Here is a 17,511-nt window from a genome sequence, read left to right as displayed (position 1 = left end):
TCCTTGACGGGGAGGGCAGCAGACTGGTTCAAGCTGTCGTTGGCGCACGTACGCGGGAGAGTAGATTTTGGTTATTTATGTGATTGATGATCATCCACTGATGCGCGATGCCGTGGTCATGCTGCTGCGGCGCATTCGACCTGGCTCTGAGGTGGTCGAGCTGTCGCAGTTGTCGGATCTGGATCGCGTGGTGGCCGTCAAGGGTGCGCCCGAACTGTTTTGTCTGGATTTGAAATTGCCCGACACCGTCGGCATTTCCGGCGTCAAGCTGCTCAAAGGCCAGTATCCGGACGTGCCTTTGGCCGTTATTTCGGCCACTCCAGCGTCTGATGTGGAAGAGTGGTGCCGCGAAGCCGGTGCCGACGTTTATATTGAAAAGTCTGCGGGCGCAGCCGAAATCGCCAGCGCATTGCGCACCATGCTGCTCACTGACTCGCAAGCGGGCGATCTGGACGACAGCGACCTTAAAACCGAAACCAAGCTGTCCAAGCGTCAAAAGCAACTCATCGTGATGCTGGACGAAGGTTTATCGAACCGCGACATTGCAGAACGCCTGGGCATCAGTGAGCACACCGTGAAGGTGCATTTGTGGCGCCTGTTTCGCCGCCTGGGTGTCAAGAGCCGAACGCAGACGCTGCATTACGCCCGGATGAATGGCCTGCTGAATTCGTAACCGCAACACCCGAAGACAGTGGCACGCGCAATCGAAACACTGAGCCGCGTCCCGGCACCGACTGCATGGTGAGTGTGCAGCCCAGTGTGGCCGACAGACGGCGCACGATGGAAAGCCCCAGGCCAAATCCGCCTTCAGTGCCGCTGACCTTAACCTTGTAGAACTCCTCGAACACCATCGCTTGCTCGCCTTCGGCGATGCCGATACCGGTGTCCCACACCTCAAACACCACCTCGCTATGACGTTGGCGCACAGCCAGCAAAATGCCGCCATGCGGCGTATAGCGGATGGCGTTGGACACCAGGTTAGAAACTATCCGGCGCAGCATGATCGGGTCTGAATGGAGCACCAGATCAAGCGGCCTGCTTCGCAGCTTCAATCCCTTTTGAATCGCCAAGGGCCGAAATTGCACCATCAGATCAGACAGCAATGCCTTGACCTTGATGGGTTTGACATCCACACTCAAATGCCCAGCGTCCAGCTTGACCAGGTCAAACAGCGAATCGAACAAGGTGTTGACGGCCTGCGTGGACTGCAAAATCTTGGGGCTGAGTTCATCCACCAGCTCTGGCTCGCTGCACAGCCATTCGGCGTAAATGGCCAGCGCGTTGATGGGCTGCTTCAAATCATGGGCAGCACCGGCCAGATAACGGTCTCGAAACACCAGCGCCTGTTGCGCTGTCTGCGTCTGCTGACGCAGCGACTGGATTAAGCGCTCATTCTGATAGCGCAAATCGATACTTTGCGTGGACATCCGGTGCAAGTTGTTGACCATCAGCGTCATGATGACCAGAAACAGCGCCACCATCATTGGCATCAAGGTGCCAAGCACCAGCTCAAAACGCGGCACAGCACCTGTCAGCATGTTGAATGCCACGCAAGCCAGCATCGTCACGACCAGCGTGGACAGATAGCGCCGCACCGTAGGCAGGTACGCCGACATCCATGACATGCTGACAGCCCCTGCCCCTCCCAGGGTGATCCAGACAATGATGAGCTGCAAATCCGGCAACCGGTCAGCCAGCACCAACGGCAAGACACCCCAGCTTGCGGCATACATCACCCATATCCAGGCATAGCGCCGGAAATACGCCAACCGCTCTGACGACGGCTGGCGGCTAACCACCCGCTGGTATCGTCGCATGTACATATATCGGTGCGCGGCCAGTGCCAGCCAGGTCAATGTCCAGGCCATCAGGGCGAGCACCGGCACATAAAGCGCGGCCAGCGCATTGATCACCACCACGGTCGTCAGGGCCGCAGGCCACGACGACCGCATGCCCTTCATCACAATGCCGATCTGCGTGGCCTCAATCCATTCGCTTTCCGGCGACCGGTCAGGCGTGCCAACGCTGTCGTCAGGCCAAAATTCTGGCGGCACGGGCTGGGCTAATGCGGTATCTCCCATACTGATCGGCCGTTCTTCGCCGCCCGCACTGTCCGTTTTCATCAAGACCCAGCGCCACTCAGTTTGGCTGAAGGTGTTCACCACATTGCGCCCGATGCCTCAGTGCATGGTCCATCACCACCAGGGCCAGCAGCGCTTCAATGATCGGCGTGGCGCGGATGCCTACGCAGGGGTCGTGTCGACCCTTGGTCACCACCTCCACCGGCTCACCTGCTACATTGACGGACGTGCGCGGCACCAAAATCGAGCTGGTCGGCTTGATGGCAACCGCCACTTCCAGATCCTGTCCGCTGCTGATGCCGCCCAGCACACCGCCATCATGGTTGGTGGCAAAGCGCGCTCTGCCCGCTTCACCCGGCAACAGCGAATCGCCGTGCAGGCTGCCTTTGTGCGCCACGCTGGCAAAGCCGTCACCAATTTCAACGCCCTTGACGGCATTCAGACCCATCATGGCCTTGGCGATGTCGGCATCCAGCCGGTCATACAGCGGCTCGCCCAGTCCCACGGGCACACCTGCGGCCGTCACACGCAAGCGGGCACCACATGAATCGCCGTTTTTGCGCAGCGCGTTCATATAGTCTTCCAGCGCCGTCACATCGGCCACCGGCGCAAAAAACGGGTTCTGATCCACATGCGCCCAACTTTCAAAACCGATGGTCAATTCGCCGATGTGGGTCATACAGCCGCGAAATGTGGTGCCCAGTTCTTGCCGCAACCATTTCCGGGCCACCGCCCCGGCAGCTACCGTGGGTGCCGTCAAGCGGGCGGAAGAGCGGCCGCCACCGCGCGGATCACGCACACCGTATTTCTGCCAATAGGTGTAATCGGCATGGCCTGGCCGGAAGGTTTGCGCAATGTCGCTGTAATCCTTGCTGCGCTGGTCGGTGTTGCGAATCAGCAGGCAAATGGGTGTGCCGGTAGTCTGTCCTTGGTACACGCCAGACAAAATTTCGACCTGATCGGCCTCATTGCGCTGGGTCACGAACTTGCTGGTGCCAGGGCGGCGGCGATCCAGATCCGGCTGAATATCGGCCTCAGTCAGCGCCATGCCGGGTGGGCAGCCATCAATCACGCAGCCAATGGCAGGGCCGTGCGATTCGCCAAAGTTGGTCACAGCAAACAGCTTGCCGAAAGTATTTCCGCTCATAGCTTGAATTATCGCCAGCTTGGCTCACCCGCCAGCCGCTGGTTGATTTACGGAAAATTCGGCTCGGTATTCTTGGTGTCTTCATCCGGCCAGTCACGGATGTAGGCTTTGAGCAGGCGGTTTTCAAAATTCTGGCTGTCCACCACCGCCTTGGCCACATCGTAAAAGCTGATCACACCTTGCAACTGCTGGCGGTCGATCACTGGCAGGTAGCGTGCATGGTGGTTCAGCATCATGCGGCGCACCTCGTCCATGTCGGTCTCCAGCGTGCAAATCAATGGCCCATCGTCCATCGCGCGGTACACCGACAGGCCCTCAAAGCGGCCTCCATTCGCCGCCGCCGCCTTAATCACTTCACGAAACGTCAGAATGCCCACCACACGCTCGTGCGACATCACCACCAGCGAGCCGATGTCTTTGTCCGACATGATTTGCGCCGCTTGCGCCAAATCGTCTTCAGGGGTAATGGTGTACAGGGCGTTGCCCTTCAGGCGCAGGATGTCGCGAACTTTCATGTAAACACTCCGGGCCGACCCAAAAGACAAAGAGGGAACGAAGAGGTCAAGCCAGCCAATAAATATAGCCCACAATATCCTAGCCACTTGCAGCCCCACTGCTGCCACATCAAGGAGACACCATGCCCGGCTACGCCGACCCCGGCTTTGACACCCTGGCCCTGCACGCAGGTGCCGCGCCCGATCCGGCCACCGGCGCGCGTGCCGTGCCCATTCACTTGAGCACTTCATTCGTGTTCGAGTCCAGCGACCATGCCGCCGCGCTGTTCAATCTGGAACGCTCGGGCCACGTCTACAGCCGCATCAGTAACCCCACCAACGCGGTGCTGGAGCAGCGCATCGCCGCACTCGAAGGTGGCATCGGTGCCATCACCACTGCCAGCGGCCAGGCCGCGCTGCATTTGGCCATCACCACGCTGATGGGCGCGGGCGGCCATATCGTCGCCAGCACGGCACTGTATGGCGGCAGCCAGAACCTGCTGCACTACACGCTGCGGCGCTTCGGCATTGAAACCACTTTTGTCAAACCGGGCGATCTGGACGGCTGGCGCGCCGCCATCCGCCCCACCACGCGCTTGCTGTTTGGCGAGACCGTGGGCAACCCAGGGCTGGAAGTGCTGGACATCCCGGCCGTGGCCGACATCGCCCACACTGCGGGCCTGCCCCTGCTGGTCGATTCGACCTTCACCACGCCCTACCTGCTCAAGCCCTTCGAGCATGGTGCCGATCTGCTCTACCACTCGGCCACCAAGTTCCTGTCCGGCCACGGCACCGTGATCGGCGGCGTGCTGGTCGATGGCGGCTCATTTGATTGGGACAAGGCATCGCAGAGCGCCGCGGATGGCAGCGCGGGCAAATTTGCCGAATTCACCCAAGCCTACGACGGCTTTCACGACATGGTGTTCAGCGAAGAAAGCACCGTCGGGGCCTTTTTGCTGCGCGCGCGCCGCGAAGGTCTGCGCGACTTTGGCGCGTCTTTAAGCCCGCACAGCGCCTGGCTGATTCTGCAAGGCATCGAAACCCTGCCGCTGCGCATGGAACGGCACATCGCCAACACCGAGCGCGTGGTGCGCTTTCTGGCCGAACACCCGTTTGTCGCCAAGGTGGGGCATCCCTTGCTCGAATCGCACCCCAGCCATGCGCTCGCCAACAAGCTGCTCAAACACGGTGCCAAGGGCGCAGGCAGCGTGTTCAGCTTTGACCTCAAAGGCTCGCGCGAACAAGGCAAGCGCTTCATCGAGACGCTCAAATTATTCAGCCACCTGGCCAACGTCGGCGACTGCCGCAGCCTGGTCATTCACCCGGCCAGCACCACGCATTTCCGCATGAGCGACGAGGCCCTGGCAGGTGCCGGCATCGGCCCCGGCACCATCCGCCTGTCGATCGGTCTGGAAGACGCAGACGATTTGATCGACGACCTCAAGCGCGCCCTCAAGGCCGCTGAAAAGGCGGAGGTTTAACCATGCAGATCAACGTCAACGGCCACCATGTCTACGCCTACACCGGCGGCAAACCCTTCGACCCCGCTCAGCCGACGGTGGTGTTCATTCACGGCGTATTGAACGACCACAGTGTGTGGATTTTGCAAAGCCGCTATCTGGCGCACCACGGCTGGAACGTGCTGGCCATTGATCTTCCAGGACAAGGAAAAAGCGATGGCCAGCCACCTGAGACAGTGGAGCAGGCCGCAGGCACCGTGCTGGCGCTGCTGAAAGCGCAGGGTATTGAGCAAGCTGCGCTGGTGGGCCACAGTTTTGGCTCATTGATTGCGCTGGAGGCGGCAGCACGCGCACCGGCCCATATCAGCCATCTGGCGCTGCTGGGCACGGCCTGCCCCATGAAGGTGTCGCCCGCGTTGCTGGACGCCTCGGTCAACGCGCCTGAAAAGGCGATTGCCATGGTCAACACCTTCTCGCACAGCACGCTGTGCCCACCACCCTCGGCGCTGGGGCCGGGCACCTGGCTGTACGGCGCTTCGCGCGCACTGATGCGCCGCATGCTGGCCAGCAACCCCAAGGTGAATGTGTTTCACACCGGCTTCAAAGCGTGCGACAGCTACGCCAATGGTGCGCAGGCCATGGCTGCCGTGCATTGCCCTACCCTGTTTCTGGTGGGGCGGCACGATCAGATGACGCCGCCTAAATCTGCCAAGGCGCTGGCCGAGCACGCACGGCTGGCCAAGGTGGTGGAAGTGAATGCCGGGCATGCGCTGATGACCGAAGCACCCGACGAGGTGCTGTTTGCGCTGCGAGATTTTTTGAGCGCTTGAAACTTGAATGTCTTATTGACTGCTTCATGCTATTTAATCAATAGCTGTTCGCGATTTGTGTATATGCATCAGAAGGCTTCTTGGTTTGCAATCCATCATCTTCTGCGGTCAACAAATCAGCCACCGTCAGCGGGTGTTGCTGCTCATGGCTCCACCAGCCGCTGAGGGCCGGGTCGGGCTGGAGCAGCAGCTTTTCCATCAACGGTCTTAGGGGCTGCTGCGCGGGCTGGATCAGCAGCACAAAGTGCGGCTCTTGGTTTTCGGTGCGCGTGGTCAGCTCGCCCACCCAGTGCATGTCGCCCAGCGCCTCCATCACGGGCGACAGTTGCAGCGTGTCCACCCGCAGCCTGGCCGCCAGTTGCGGCAAGGTCAGGCCGCGCGTGCCGTCATCTTGTGCACGGCTTTGCGCACCCGCCAGCGCTTGCAGCACTTCAGCGGCCAGTTGAAAGTCCCAGCCCGGCACGCCGCCACGCCGCGCCACACCCGTGAGCAAGCTGGGCAAATACGCCGCAATCACCGCGCCAAACAGCACGATCAACCACGACACGTACACCCACAGCAGCAAAATCGGCACCGTGGCAAACGCGCCGTAAATCAATGAATAGCTGGGCACGCGCGACAAATACAGCGCCAGCCCCCAGCGCGCCAGCCCCAGGCAAGCCACGGCAAACACGCCCCCGGCCAGCGCGTGCTTCCATTTGACGGGCGTGTTGGGCACATAGCGGTACAGCAGCGTGTAGCCCAGGCTCATCAACGCAAACTGCATCGCGCCCAGCAGCCATTGGATGCCCATATCAGTGCCGCTGCCAGCCGATGGCAGCCAGCCGCGTGAAGCCGTGAGCACATACGAGGTAATGGCCAGACTGCCGCCCAGCACCAACGGCCCCAGCGTCAGCACGGCCCAGTACACCAACACCCGCTGGCCCAGCGGGCGCCGCGCACTCACGCGCCAGATTTCATTCAACGTGTGGTCGATGGTCAAAATCAGCGACAAGCTGCTGACCAGCAAGGCCACCAGCCCCACCGTGCCCAGCCCGCTGGCCTTGGTGGCGAACTGGGTCAGGTAGTCCATCACCGTGGTGGCAATACTGGCGGGAATCAGGCTGCTCGCCAGCCACTGCTCCAGCGCTTGCTGAAAGCGTCCAAACACCGGCAGCGCGGTGAACACCGACAGCATCACCGCAAAAAACGGCACCAGCGCCAGCACCGTGGTGAAGGTGAGTGCCGAGGCCGTCACGCCCAGACGGTCTTGCCGCAGGCGCTCCCACAGCGTGGCAGCCGTCAGCAGCACGGGAAAATCCGTCACGTCGTTCAACAGGGTTTTGAGGCGCTGCCCCAGCCAGTTCAGCCACATGCTGGGTATGATGCCACCGCCCATGCCCCAGCACCACTTGCCTGCCCTTGCCACTGCTGCTGCCAGCGCCACGCCATCACCTGCCGTGCAGGCCACGCGCGCCGTGGCGGCGCTGAGCCTGCTGGTGCTGGCAGCGCTGTGCCTGGCGTGGGAGCTGTGGTTGGCACCGCTGCGCCCTGGCGGATCCTGGCTGGCACTCAAAGCCCTGCCCTTGCTGCTGCCGCTGCCCGGTTTGCTGCGCTACCGCATGCTCACCTACCGCCGGGTGGCGCTGTTCATCTGGCTGTATTTTGTGGAAGGCGTGGTGCGCGCTGCAGACGACCCCGGTCTGTCATCGCGCCTGGCGGGCGTGCAAGTGGCGCTGGTGCTGGTGCTGTTTGCAGCCTGCGCGGTTCATGTGCGCTTGCGCCAAAAGCAGGCTCAGCGCATGCAGCCGCCCACGACCGATCCTGCCCCAGGCACTGCGGAATAAGCATGATTTCGCGCCTTCATAGCAGGCCCCATAAGCGCTAATAGCTATTATAAAGGTAGCAAACACCATGTCTTTAAATCCTGCTGACTTGCTGACCACCCTGCGTCACACCGTGGGCACGGCCCATGTGCTGACCGATGGCGATTTAAGCGTTTATGAGCAAGACTGGCGCCGCCGCGAGCATGGCCGCGCGCTGGCCGTGGTGCGCCCTGGCAGCACGGATGAAGTAGCTGCCGTGGTGCGCGCCTGCACCGCTGCGGGCGCGTCCATCGTGCCGCAAGGCGGTAATACCGGCCTGGCCGTGGGCAGCGTGCCCGACGGCAGCGGCACGCAGGTGCTGCTGAGTTTGAAGCGGCTGGACCACGTGCGCGCTATCGACACGGCCAATCTGACGTTCACCGTCGAAGCCGGGTGCATTTTGCAAAACCTGCAAGCCGCTGCGCAGGATGCGGGCTTTCTGTTCCCCTTGAGTTTGGCGGCCGAAGGCAGTTGCACCATTGGCGGCAACCTGGCCACCAACGCAGGTGGCACGCAGGTGCTGCGCTACGGCAACGCGCGCGAGCTGTGCCTGGGGCTGGAAGTGGTCACGCCCCAGGGCCAGGTATGGGAGGGCCTGAGCGGCCTGCGCAAGGACAACACCGGCTACGACCTGCGCGACTTGTTCATCGGCAGCGAAGGCACGCTGGGCATCATCACCGCTGCCACGTTAAAGCTGTATCCGCAGCCCGCCGCCCGGCTCACGGCCTGGGCCGCCGTGCCGTCGATGGCGGCGGCGGTGGACTTGCTGGGCCTGGCGCAGCAGCGGCTGGCAGCGGGGTTGACCGGCTTCGAGGTGATGAACCAGTTTGCCTTGAGCCTGGTCGACAAGCACTACCCGCAGTTGCGCGTGCCGCTGTGGCGCGACACGCCCTGGTGTGTGTTGCTGGAAAACTCTGACCACGAGAGCGAAGCCCACGCCCGCACGCAGTTTGAAGCCTTGCTGGAAGCCGCACTGGAAGTCGGCTGCGTCACCGACGCCGTGGTGGCCGAAAGCCTCGCCCAGGCCAAAGGGCTGTGGCACATCCGCGAGAGCATCCCGCTGGCGCAGGCCGAAGAGGGCCTGAACATCAAGCACGACATCAGCCTGCCGGTGTCCCGCATCCCCACATTCGTGGCCGAGACCGACGCCGCGTTGGCGCAAGCGATTGCTGGCGTGCGCCTGGTCAACTTTGGCCACCTGGGCGACGGCAACCTGCACTACAACGTGCAGGCCCCTGAGGGCGGCGATGCGGCGCAGTTCCTACAGCGCGAAGAAGACCGCATCAACACCCTGGTGTTCGACCACGTGGCACGCCACGGTGGCTCGATCAGCGCCGAGCACGGCATCGGCAGCCTGAAGGCGGCCAAGCTGCCGCACTACAAGTCGCCCGTGGCGCTTGGGCTGATGCGCACGATCAAACAGGCGCTGGACCCGCAGGGGCTGATGAACCCCGGGCGGGTGCTGGCGCAGCGCCCAGCCGCTGCCGCTTAAAACTTCTCGTTCAGCAGCCGCGTCATGTAAACCGCCCCGCCGCCGTAGCTGGCCAAGTCCGGTGGTGCATCAGCGGCCGCAAACCCCTGGCGCAGCCAAAAGCGCTGGGTGCTTTGCACTGAAACCAGTGCGGCCTGCTCAATACCCTGCGCAGCGGCGCTGCGCCATGCGACTTGCAACAGCATTTGCGCCAAGCCCTGGCCCGCCTGCGCAGGCCGCACAGCCAGATCGTGAAGATACAGCGTGTCAGGCTGCGGGTGGCTTTTGAACGCTCCGTGCAAAGGCGTGATGGCCCCCCGCACCGACCAGTAGGCGGCCAAATAAGCCACCAGCACGCCCGCGCCATCGCGCACGCCCCAACTGCACTGCACGGGGCTGGCCAGCCGCTGCGCATACAGATCGGCCGATTCCAGCAAATGCGGCCCATAGCAGCCGGCCTGTACGCGCATCAGGGCAGCAACATCAGCAGCGGTCAGCGGTTGCGGTTGGTCAAAGGCGCTTGGCATCTGGTGCGCACCCCTTTAGCGTGATCAGCGCTCTTTGCCTGTAATTTCATCAGGGGTGTATTCATAAGGCCCGGCCAAATCCATGGCTTCATCGAAACCCTGGCGCGAATACAGGCCAATACTGCCTTTTTCTTGCCAGAACCTGGGTGCGGTGATCCTCAGGCCGACGGATTCGAAGTAATAGTCTGCGCCGTCGAACAGCATTACCCGCTCATGCCCAGCCAGTGCCTTGATGATCGCCGCGCGTTGCTTGCCCCAGATGTTGACGCCATGCACGAGCAGCCTGTCATCCCTGTGTTGCAGGCAAAACCCCACCAGTTCATCGCCAGAAAATACCAACTCTGGTCGCTGGTTGTTGCTGGCCGAATCAGCAAACTGCATCGTGCTCTGCCGCTGCATCACTTCGATGAAGTGCTCGCTTAAATAACCATCGCCTACCACGTCCATAATCGGACGCAGGCTCTCATAGCTGTTGATCACGGCCTTTGGCGTGCCCAACAGCGCAATGGCCTGGGCCTGGGTCCTGCCGAAACTCAGCGGGCCATAACCCTCGTAGGGACGAAATTCCCAAGTCATCGGGCGCATTTTGCTTCAACCGCAGATCTGTCAGATCAGCGCCCAGCCCGGCCCGGCGCATAAGGCTTGGCGCGAGGAGCGGCTGCACGCGCACGCCCAGGCGCAGAGGCACGGGCCGCCGCACGAAATTCACCACGGCCAGACGGGCGTTCATCACGGCGCTCATGACGGTGCGTCTCGCTGCGCTGCGGTGTCCAGACTTCGCCAGCGCCAGCGCGCACGCCTTCGCCACGCGAACGGCGGCGATCCGGTGCCTGCGTGCCTTTGAAGCCGCCGCCAATCATCTTCGGGCCGCGTGGCTCGACACCGCCGCGGTCAGTGCCTCGGCGCGCACCACCGTGGCGCGCACCAGGCTTGCCGCCACCACGCCCCGGCTTGCGCTGCGGGCGGTCTTCGGTGATGGGTGGGAAGAACTTGGTCGGCTCCAGCCCGGTCACCGTGAGCGGCTCGAACTTCTGGCGCGTGTAGGCTTCGATATCGGCCAGACGGCGGCGGTCGCGGAACTCGGCCAGCGTCACCGCCAGGCCATCGCGCCCCGCACGGCCCGTGCGGCCAATGCGATGGGTGTAGTCCTCGGCCTTCATGGGCAGGCCAAAGTTGATAACGTGGGTGATGGTGGGCACGTCGATGCCGCGCGCGGCCACGTCGGTGGCCACCAGAATCTGCACTTTGCCATCGCGCATTGCCTTCAAACGGCGGTTGCGCAGCGCCTGGCTCAAAGCGCCGTGCAGCGACACGGCGGCAAAATTGTCCTGTTGCAAGTCTTCGGCCAGTTGCTCGCATTCAATTTGCGTGCAAGCAAACACGATGGCCTGGTCGATGCTGGGGTCGCGCAGCCAGTAATCCAGCAAGCGGCGGCGGTGCTCGGGGCTGTCGGCCCAGTACAGCTCTTGCCGGATGTTGGCGTGGCTTTGCTGCGGCGTAGCGACCTGCACTTTTTGCACGCGCGCACCACCGTCATGCATGACGCGCATGGCCAGTTGCTGAATAGGCGGCGCAAAGGTGGCGCTGAACATCATGGTTTGCTGGCGCTTGGCGGTAAGCTGGTTGATTTCGGCCAGCGCGTCGGCAAAGCCCAAATCCAGCATGCGGTCTGCCTCGTCCACCACCAAAAAGCGCACCTGATCCAGCACGATCTGTCCGCCGCTGGCCAAGTCCAGCAGACGGCCCGGTGTGGCCACCACCAGCGATACGTTTTGCAACTGCGCGATCTGTTGCTGGTAAGGCATGCCACCCACCACGCAGGCGATGCGCAGGCTGCGGCAATGGCGCACCAGATCAATCGCGTCACGCGCCACCTGCTGCGCCAGCTCGCGCGTGGGGCACAGCACCAGCGCACCGGGCACGGCGGGCTTGAAGCGGCGCGGCTTGAGTGGGTTCTGGCGGCGTGGTTTTTTCGGCGCTGGCTCGCCTTTGGCCAAAGCTTCGGCCACCTTGGCGTCCCAGGCGGCCTTGTCGCGTGCAGCGGCTTCGCGCTCCAGGCCCAGCAAGGTGTGCAGCACCGGCAGCAAGAAGGCTGCGGTTTTGCCACTGCCGGTCTGGCTGCTGACCATCAGGTCGTTAAAGCCTTCAGGGTGCGGCTGAAGCGCCAGTGGAATGGCGCGCTGCTGCACGGCGGTGGGTTCGGTGTAGCCCAGCGTAGCGACAGCTTGCAGCAGCTCAGGGGCCAGACCAAGGGCTTCAAATGGATTGTCGCTAACTGGGTTGTCGATAGCTACGTTTTCAATAGCTTCAGGCACAGAAACATCAAGCGCTAAAGCGCTGTTTTCCTCATCAGAGGTGATCATCTTTTTTACTTTCTCGCCGATGAGTGGTCGCGCACGGATTCAAGGCGCTTGGCACACAGCGGCTGTCGGACGGGCGTTCAACACATCACGCCCAGGGTTCAAACAAAGACACCCATCGTCCGACAACGCGAATCTCCGGGAGATGGCACACGCCACGCCGGGATTCCGAATTGGCAATCGCTGGCCCCTGACGGGCCGCGCAGATTGAAAGACATGGTTGCCACGCTGACTTAAAGCGCAGCGGGCAACATGCGAGAAGGATGATGTGGTCTGCTTCACTTAACCCAAGGCGCTCTGAAAAAATTCAGACTCGCCTCAAGTTAGCCGGTGATTATCGCGTTTTTTCTGACTTCAGGCAATCACCGGCCATCGCAGCCAACCGTAGCATCCAAGGCTCATCGCCGCTGCGTTATTCTTTGGTCACACACTTGCATTGAGGAGACACTTCATGCCCATCACCAACGAAACGCACGATCCGAAGTTGCGCAGTTGGGTCGAATCGGCCAATGGCGGCAGCACCGATTTTCCGATTCAAAACCTGCCCTTCGCGGTGTTCCGCCGCCAAGGCAGCAACCAAGCGTGGCGCGGTGGCGTGGCGATTGGTGCGCACATCGTGGACATGGCCGCTGCCGTGGCCGCCGGTGTGTTTGAAGGCGCAGCGCTTGCACCCGCCCACGCAGCCACCGAATCCACACTGAACCACCTGATGCGCCTGGGCCAACCCGCATCTGCCGCGCTGCGGTTGGCGCTGTCACGCGTTTTGCGCACTGGCGCAGCGCAACAAGCCGCCTTGCAAGCCTGTCTGGTGCCGCAGGCCGAGGCCGAATACGCAGTGCCCGCGCACATTGGCGACTACACCGATTTCTACACCTCGATCCACCACGCCACCAACATCGGCAAACAGTTTCGTCCTGACAGCCCGCTGCTGCCCAACTACCAATGGGTGCCCATCGGCTACCACGGTCGCTCGTCCAGCATTGGTGTCTCGGGCCAGGCTTTTCATCGCCCGCACGGCCAGGTGATGGCACCCAGCGCTGCTGCACCCACATTGCAACCCTGCGCGCGGCTGGACATTGAGCTGGAAATGGGCGTTTTCATCGGCGCACCCAATGCGCTGGGTGAACCTGTGGGTATGACACAGGCACCCGACCATATCTTTGGCCTGGTGCTGTTCAACGACTGGTCGGCGCGCGACATCCAGGGTTGGGAATACCAGCCGCTGGGGCCGTTTCTGTCCAAGAACTTTGCGTCCACCATTTCCCCGTGGATCGTCACCTGGGAAGCACTGGCCCCGTTTCGCACCGCCTTTGCGCACCCGGCCGGCGACCCGCAGCCCCTGCCCTACTTGAACCACCCGGACAACGCCGCCGAAGGCGCGCTCAACATCGAACTGCAAGCCCTGATCCAGACTCCCGCCATGCGTCAGGCGGGCACCGCCCCCGCACGGTTGTGCCAAACCAATTACCGCCACGCCTACTGGACAGCCGCGCAAATGGTGGCCCATCACACCGTGGGCGGCTGCAATCTGCAAGCGGGCGATTTGCTGGGCACTGGCACCTTGTCCGGCCCCACTCTGGATTCAGCCTGCGCGTTGATCGAGCTGACCGAAGGCGGCAAGCGCCCAGTGCAACTGCCCGGCGGCGAGCAGCGCACCTGGCTGCAAGATGGCGACACCGTGGTGCTGCGCGGCTGGTGCGAAAAAGCAGGCGCTGCGCGCATCGGCTTTGGCGAGTGCGTGGGCACGGTGCTGCCCGCCAAAAGCGCACTGCACATCGATTGATCTTTTGATGTTTGTTTTTTGATGTTTGTTTGTCAGCGGCAGCAGATCAGCGGTAATGACCGTGCTTTTCCAGCACCTCGATCTTGTAACCATCAGGATCGGTGATGAAGAAAAAGCGGGCTAACAGCGCCTGTTCGTGTTTGAACTCTTTCACCGGCATGGGCGCATAACCGGCTTGCGTCAAATCAGCATGCAGCGCAGTCACGTCATCCACCACCACAGCGACGTGACCGTAGCCATCGCCATGGGTATAAGGCTCTGCGCGGCCTTTGTTCCAGGTCAGTTCAAGCTCGGCTTCGGTTTCACCGTTGCGCAGATAAACCAGTGAAAAATCGTCAAAGTCCAGGCGGTGCGAAGGCATCAAGGCGAACACTTCACCGTAAAACTTGAGCGACGCATCCAAATCGCGCACCCGGATCATGGTGTGAATCAGCTTGGCCATGGCGTGTGTTCAGGCAAAGGGTTAATGGGTGACGTTTTTGTGAAACTGTGCAGGCGGGTGCAAGGTTTTCAAGGCGTTTTCACTTTCCTGCAGGGCATCCATCTGATCGCATTTGCGGCTCAAGTAGCGCAGGCAGGTCACGCGAAGAAACGAGGTGAAATTGAGCACGTCACCGCGATGGCGCAGGATTTCGTCGTGAAACTGCACGATCAGCGCATTGGTGGTCACGCCCTCTTCTGCGGCCAGGCGCGCCAGGGTATCCCAGACAAAGTTCTCCAGCCGCACGCTGGTGGACACCCCTCTGATGCGCACCGTGCGGGTGCGCGATTCGTAGAGGATGGGATCGGCTGCGACGAAAAACTCACACATGACGCGTCCTCTCTTTGTGCATCTCAAGCCAACAGTACTCTCAAATAGCACGCTGTGCCATTTGAGACGCCACGTATTCGGCCTGGCGAATAGCCAGAGACACGATGGTCAACGTGGGGTTTTCCGCGCCGCCGGAGGTGAACTGGCTGCCATCGCTGATGAACAGGTTGGGCACGTCGTGCGTTTGGCCCCACTGGTTGCACACCCCATCCTGGGGGCGAGCGCTCATGCGCGCCGTTCCGAGATTGTGCGTGGAGGGATACGGCGGCGTGCGAAAAGCCTTGATGGCACCCGCCGCGCTGTAAATCCGCTCGGCTTGGGTAAAAGCATGGTTGCGCATGGCGATGTCGTTGTCGTGGTCGTCAAAGTGCACGTTGGGCACGGCATTTCCAAACTGGTCTTTGACGTCCGCGTTGAGCGTGACACGATTGGTTTGGCGCGGCATGTCTTCGCCCACCAGCCACAGACCGGCCATGTACTTGTAGCGCTCCATCCACCAGGCAAAGTCAGCACCCCACCCGCCGGGGTTGAGAAAAGCGGCCATGAACGGAAGGCCCAGCGACAGGGTTTCCAGCTCATAGCCCCCCACAAAGCCGCGACGGGTGTCGTGGCGCGCTTCATCTCTGATGATGCCCGCCATGGTGGTGCCGCGGTACATGCGAACTGGCTCTTTAAAGACGGCATAGACCGAACCCGTCATGTGGCGCATGTAGTTTCTGCCGACCTGCCCAGAAGAGTTGGCCAAGCCATCTTTGAACATGCTGGATGCCGACAGCAGCAGCAAGCGCGGTGTTTCAATGGCATTTCCAGCCACACAGACGATGCGCGCCTTCTGGCGCTGTTGTTTGCCGTTCTTGTCGACGTAGACCACGCCGCTGGCACGGCCTGCCGCGTTGTGCTCAATACGGATCGCGTGCGCTTGTGTACGCAAATCCAGGTTGCCCGTGGCCTCGGCCGCAGGCAATTCGGTGTACAGCGTGGACCACTTGGCACCGCTTTTGCAGCCCTGAAAACAAAACCCCAGTTGAATGCAACTGGCCCGGCCATCACGGGGTCGACTGTTGATGGCCATATTGCCGGTGTGCACCTCTTTGTACCCCAGCTTGGTGGCACCGTCGTACATCACCTTGAAGTTGTTATTGCCCGGCAGACCAGGAATGCCATGGGTGCGGGTGACCCCCATTTTGTTTTCGGCCCTGGCGTAATACGGCTCCAGGTCTTTGTAGGTGATGGGCCAGTCCAGCAAATTGGCTCCTTTGATGTCGCCGTAGACCGTTTTGGTACGAAATTCGTGCTCTTGAAAACGCAGCGAAGCGCCCGCCCAGTGGGTGGTGGTTCCGCCCACCGTCTTGCAAATCCAGGTGGGCAGGCCCGCAAAGTCTTTGGCCACCCGCCAACTGCCCGAGGTAGTGCGCTTGTCCAGCCACGCCAGTTGGCTGAAAGACTTCCATTCGTCGTTGATAAAGCTGGCGCTCGACTGCTGCCCGCCGGCTTCCAGCACCACGACCTTGATGCCCTTTTGGCACAGCTCATTGGCCAGCGTGCCGCCGCCCGCGCCAGAACCAATGATGACGACCACCGAATCGTCGCTTTGATCGAACTTGCTCATGCTGTCTCCTTGTCTTTTCGCGGTCATTGACCTGCACCACGCCGTGGGTTGTTCGGCTGCATCGCCAAAGGCGCGCCGCCAGCGCATCACAAAGCTACGAAGATGGCGGGCTGGCCTCAGCAGAGGGATCCGGCAGCCAGGTCAGATCCTGAAAACCACGGGTCAGATAGCCCCCTTTCTCCCAGGCTGCGCCTTCATAGCCAAACACGGCAAAGGCCATCTCGTTGTCGTACAGGGCAGTGACGCACTTGCCGCGAACCGTATTGAAAAAGGCTTGCCCTTCCATGGCCTTGACAGCTTCAAGACGTCGGCCAGCACTGGCCTTCAAGAAGCTGCCGCCAGCCAGGTGATCCAGCGAAGCAATGCCTGCACGCAAATCCCGAGCTGCATCGGCACTGGCCGCGGCACTGCCGTCCAGGTCTTTGACCAGCAAGGCATACACAGCATCTGGCAGTTGCGGGTGCGGAAAAAGAGCGCGGCCCATTTGAAGCAGCGTGTCGCCTTCAGCCTGGGTCAAGGTTTGCAGCGCCAGCGCCCAGGTCGTGGACGGGGCCAGCAACGCCAACGGGCTGCCTGCGGCCAGCGTGCCCATCAGCACGCCGCCGCCTTTCAAAAGGCTGCGCCGGGTCACTTCAGGCGTTTGGGTGGCCAGGGCGCAAGCTGGCGCGTGTTCTTGTGTCTGGTTTTGTAAAACGGAAATGACTCTCATGGGACGGTCTCCATATTCATCAGCCTGTTTGCAAGGCTTGGAAAAATTCTAGAAACCGGCTTACCCAAATGGGGCATATAGGACTACCTACAGGGAAAGTCCCAGTGCAGTGGTCGATGCTTGATGGCACTTATAAAAATGATGGATTTGTCGTCATGGCAAGGCGCAAACCGCAGCGATAGCCGTAGCTATCGCGAGGATTGGCAACGCCGCCATGACGGCAAAGACGCGTTTTTATGTGCCAGATAGCGTCGAACACTGCACTAGGGAAGGTCTGCAAAAGTCAGCCCCATGACGGCCTGATCTGAGACAGTGGAGCGATGCAACAGACAAGCCTTGCCACCACTGGATTCGAGCTTGCAGCCAAACGCACGCGCAAGCGTGC

17 protein-coding genes are annotated in these 17,511 nt (G+C 61.5%); 6 read left to right on the top strand and 11 right to left on the bottom strand.

Going from position 1 to position 17,511, the window contains the following annotated elements:
* Window positions 1-67 precede the first annotated feature (67 nt).
* The gene (locus ACK5NW_RS04455) at window positions 68-673 is read left to right on the top strand and encodes a LuxR C-terminal-related transcriptional regulator (RefSeq protein WP_416925460.1); all 606 of its coding nucleotides are present in this window, start codon (window positions 68-70) and stop codon (window positions 671-673) included.
* Here ACK5NW_RS04455 and ACK5NW_RS04450 read toward each other — a convergent pair.
* Genes ACK5NW_RS04450 through ACK5NW_RS04440 form a run of 3 tightly spaced genes read right to left on the bottom strand, consistent with a single transcriptional unit; the run spans window position 615 to window position 3,743 of the window.
* Window positions 615-2,123, bottom strand: a complete 1,509-nt coding sequence (locus tag ACK5NW_RS04450; protein WP_416925458.1) for a sensor histidine kinase — start codon at window positions 2,121-2,123, stop codon at window positions 615-617. The two genes, ACK5NW_RS04455 and ACK5NW_RS04450, sit on opposite strands and share 59 nt — an antisense overlap.
* 16 nt (window positions 2,124-2,139) lie before the next feature.
* Window positions 2,140-3,228: a chorismate synthase gene (gene aroC, locus ACK5NW_RS04445; protein WP_416925456.1), complete on the bottom strand. Its 1,089-nt coding sequence runs from the start codon at window positions 3,226-3,228 to the stop codon at window positions 2,140-2,142.
* A 47-nt stretch (window positions 3,229-3,275) separates the two neighbouring features.
* On the bottom strand, window positions 3,276-3,743 hold the full coding sequence (locus tag ACK5NW_RS04440) for a CBS domain-containing protein (protein WP_416925454.1): 468 nt from the start codon (window positions 3,741-3,743) through the stop codon (window positions 3,276-3,278).
* Between the two features lie 122 nt (window positions 3,744-3,865).
* Between ACK5NW_RS04440 and ACK5NW_RS04435 the strand changes: the two genes are divergently transcribed.
* Entirely contained in the window at window positions 3,866-5,203 is a 1,338-nt protein-coding gene (locus ACK5NW_RS04435; protein ID WP_416925452.1) for an O-acetylhomoserine aminocarboxypropyltransferase, read from the top strand.
* A gap of 2 nt (window positions 5,204-5,205) precedes the next feature.
* Window positions 5,206-6,012, top strand: coding sequence for an alpha/beta fold hydrolase (locus tag ACK5NW_RS04430; RefSeq protein WP_416925450.1), 807 nt, complete (start codon window positions 5,206-5,208; stop codon window positions 6,010-6,012).
* Between the two features lie 37 nt (window positions 6,013-6,049).
* Here ACK5NW_RS04430 and ACK5NW_RS04425 read toward each other — a convergent pair whose 3' ends face one another.
* Entirely contained in the window at window positions 6,050-7,366 is a 1,317-nt protein-coding gene (locus ACK5NW_RS04425; RefSeq protein ID WP_416925447.1) for a YihY family inner membrane protein, read from the bottom strand.
* Between the two features lie 22 nt (window positions 7,367-7,388).
* Between ACK5NW_RS04425 and ACK5NW_RS04420 the strand changes: the two genes are divergently transcribed.
* A complete protein-coding gene (locus ACK5NW_RS04420; protein ID WP_416925445.1) occupies window positions 7,389-7,838 on the top strand; it encodes a DUF2069 domain-containing protein in 450 nt (149 codons plus the stop codon).
* Window positions 7,839-7,905: 67 nt separating this feature from the next.
* Entirely contained in the window at window positions 7,906-9,348 is a 1,443-nt protein-coding gene (locus tag ACK5NW_RS04415) for an FAD-binding oxidoreductase (RefSeq protein ID WP_416925443.1), read from the top strand.
* On the opposite strand, the gene ACK5NW_RS04410 is transcribed toward ACK5NW_RS04415, so the two are convergent.
* From ACK5NW_RS04410 to ACK5NW_RS04400, 3 genes are read right to left on the bottom strand one after another with little or no spacing between them, the layout of a single operon-like run.
* Window positions 9,345-9,854, bottom strand: coding sequence for a GNAT family N-acetyltransferase (locus ACK5NW_RS04410; protein WP_416925441.1), 510 nt, complete (start codon window positions 9,852-9,854; stop codon window positions 9,345-9,347). The two genes, ACK5NW_RS04415 and ACK5NW_RS04410, sit on opposite strands and share 4 nt — an antisense overlap.
* 24 nt (window positions 9,855-9,878) lie before the next feature.
* Window positions 9,879-10,430 carry a hypothetical protein gene (locus tag ACK5NW_RS04405; protein ID WP_416925439.1) on the bottom strand — a complete coding sequence of 184 codons (552 nt, stop codon included), beginning with the start codon at window positions 10,428-10,430 and terminating at the stop codon, window positions 9,879-9,881.
* A 35-nt stretch (window positions 10,431-10,465) separates the two neighbouring features.
* Entirely contained in the window at window positions 10,466-12,217 is a 1,752-nt protein-coding gene (locus ACK5NW_RS04400; RefSeq protein WP_416925437.1) for a DEAD/DEAH box helicase, read from the bottom strand.
* Between the two features lie 448 nt (window positions 12,218-12,665).
* Between ACK5NW_RS04400 and fahA the strand changes: the two genes are divergently transcribed.
* Window positions 12,666-13,997, top strand: coding sequence for a fumarylacetoacetase (gene fahA / locus ACK5NW_RS04395; RefSeq protein ID WP_416925435.1), 1,332 nt, complete (start codon window positions 12,666-12,668; stop codon window positions 13,995-13,997).
* 46 nt (window positions 13,998-14,043) lie between these two features.
* Here fahA and ACK5NW_RS04390 read toward each other — a convergent pair whose 3' ends face one another.
* The 4 genes from ACK5NW_RS04390 to ACK5NW_RS04375 all read right to left on the bottom strand — a co-directional run bounded on the left by ACK5NW_RS04390 (window position 14,044) and on the right by ACK5NW_RS04375 (window position 17,126).
* Window positions 14,044-14,439 carry a VOC family protein gene (locus ACK5NW_RS04390; protein ID WP_416925433.1) on the bottom strand — a complete coding sequence of 132 codons (396 nt, stop codon included), beginning with the start codon at window positions 14,437-14,439 and terminating at the stop codon, window positions 14,044-14,046.
* 21 nt (window positions 14,440-14,460) lie between these two features.
* Window positions 14,461-14,808, bottom strand: coding sequence for a ribbon-helix-helix domain-containing protein (locus ACK5NW_RS04385; RefSeq protein WP_416925431.1), 348 nt, complete (start codon window positions 14,806-14,808; stop codon window positions 14,461-14,463).
* A gap of 40 nt (window positions 14,809-14,848) precedes the next feature.
* Window positions 14,849-16,417 carry a GMC family oxidoreductase gene (locus tag ACK5NW_RS04380; RefSeq protein ID WP_416925429.1) on the bottom strand — a complete coding sequence of 523 codons (1,569 nt, stop codon included), beginning with the start codon at window positions 16,415-16,417 and terminating at the stop codon, window positions 14,849-14,851.
* Window positions 16,418-16,511: 94 nt separating this feature from the next.
* A complete protein-coding gene (locus tag ACK5NW_RS04375; RefSeq protein ID WP_416925427.1) occupies window positions 16,512-17,126 on the bottom strand; it encodes a tat (twin-arginine translocation) pathway signal sequence in 615 nt (204 codons plus the stop codon).
* Window positions 17,127-17,511: the final 385 nt, after the last annotated feature.

Origin of the sequence: Ottowia sp., assembly GCF_047975795.1 — a bacterium.
Classification (GTDB): domain Bacteria; phylum Pseudomonadota; class Gammaproteobacteria; order Burkholderiales; family Burkholderiaceae_C; genus Ottowia.
This window is presented reverse-complemented; position numbering and strand designations above follow the sequence as displayed.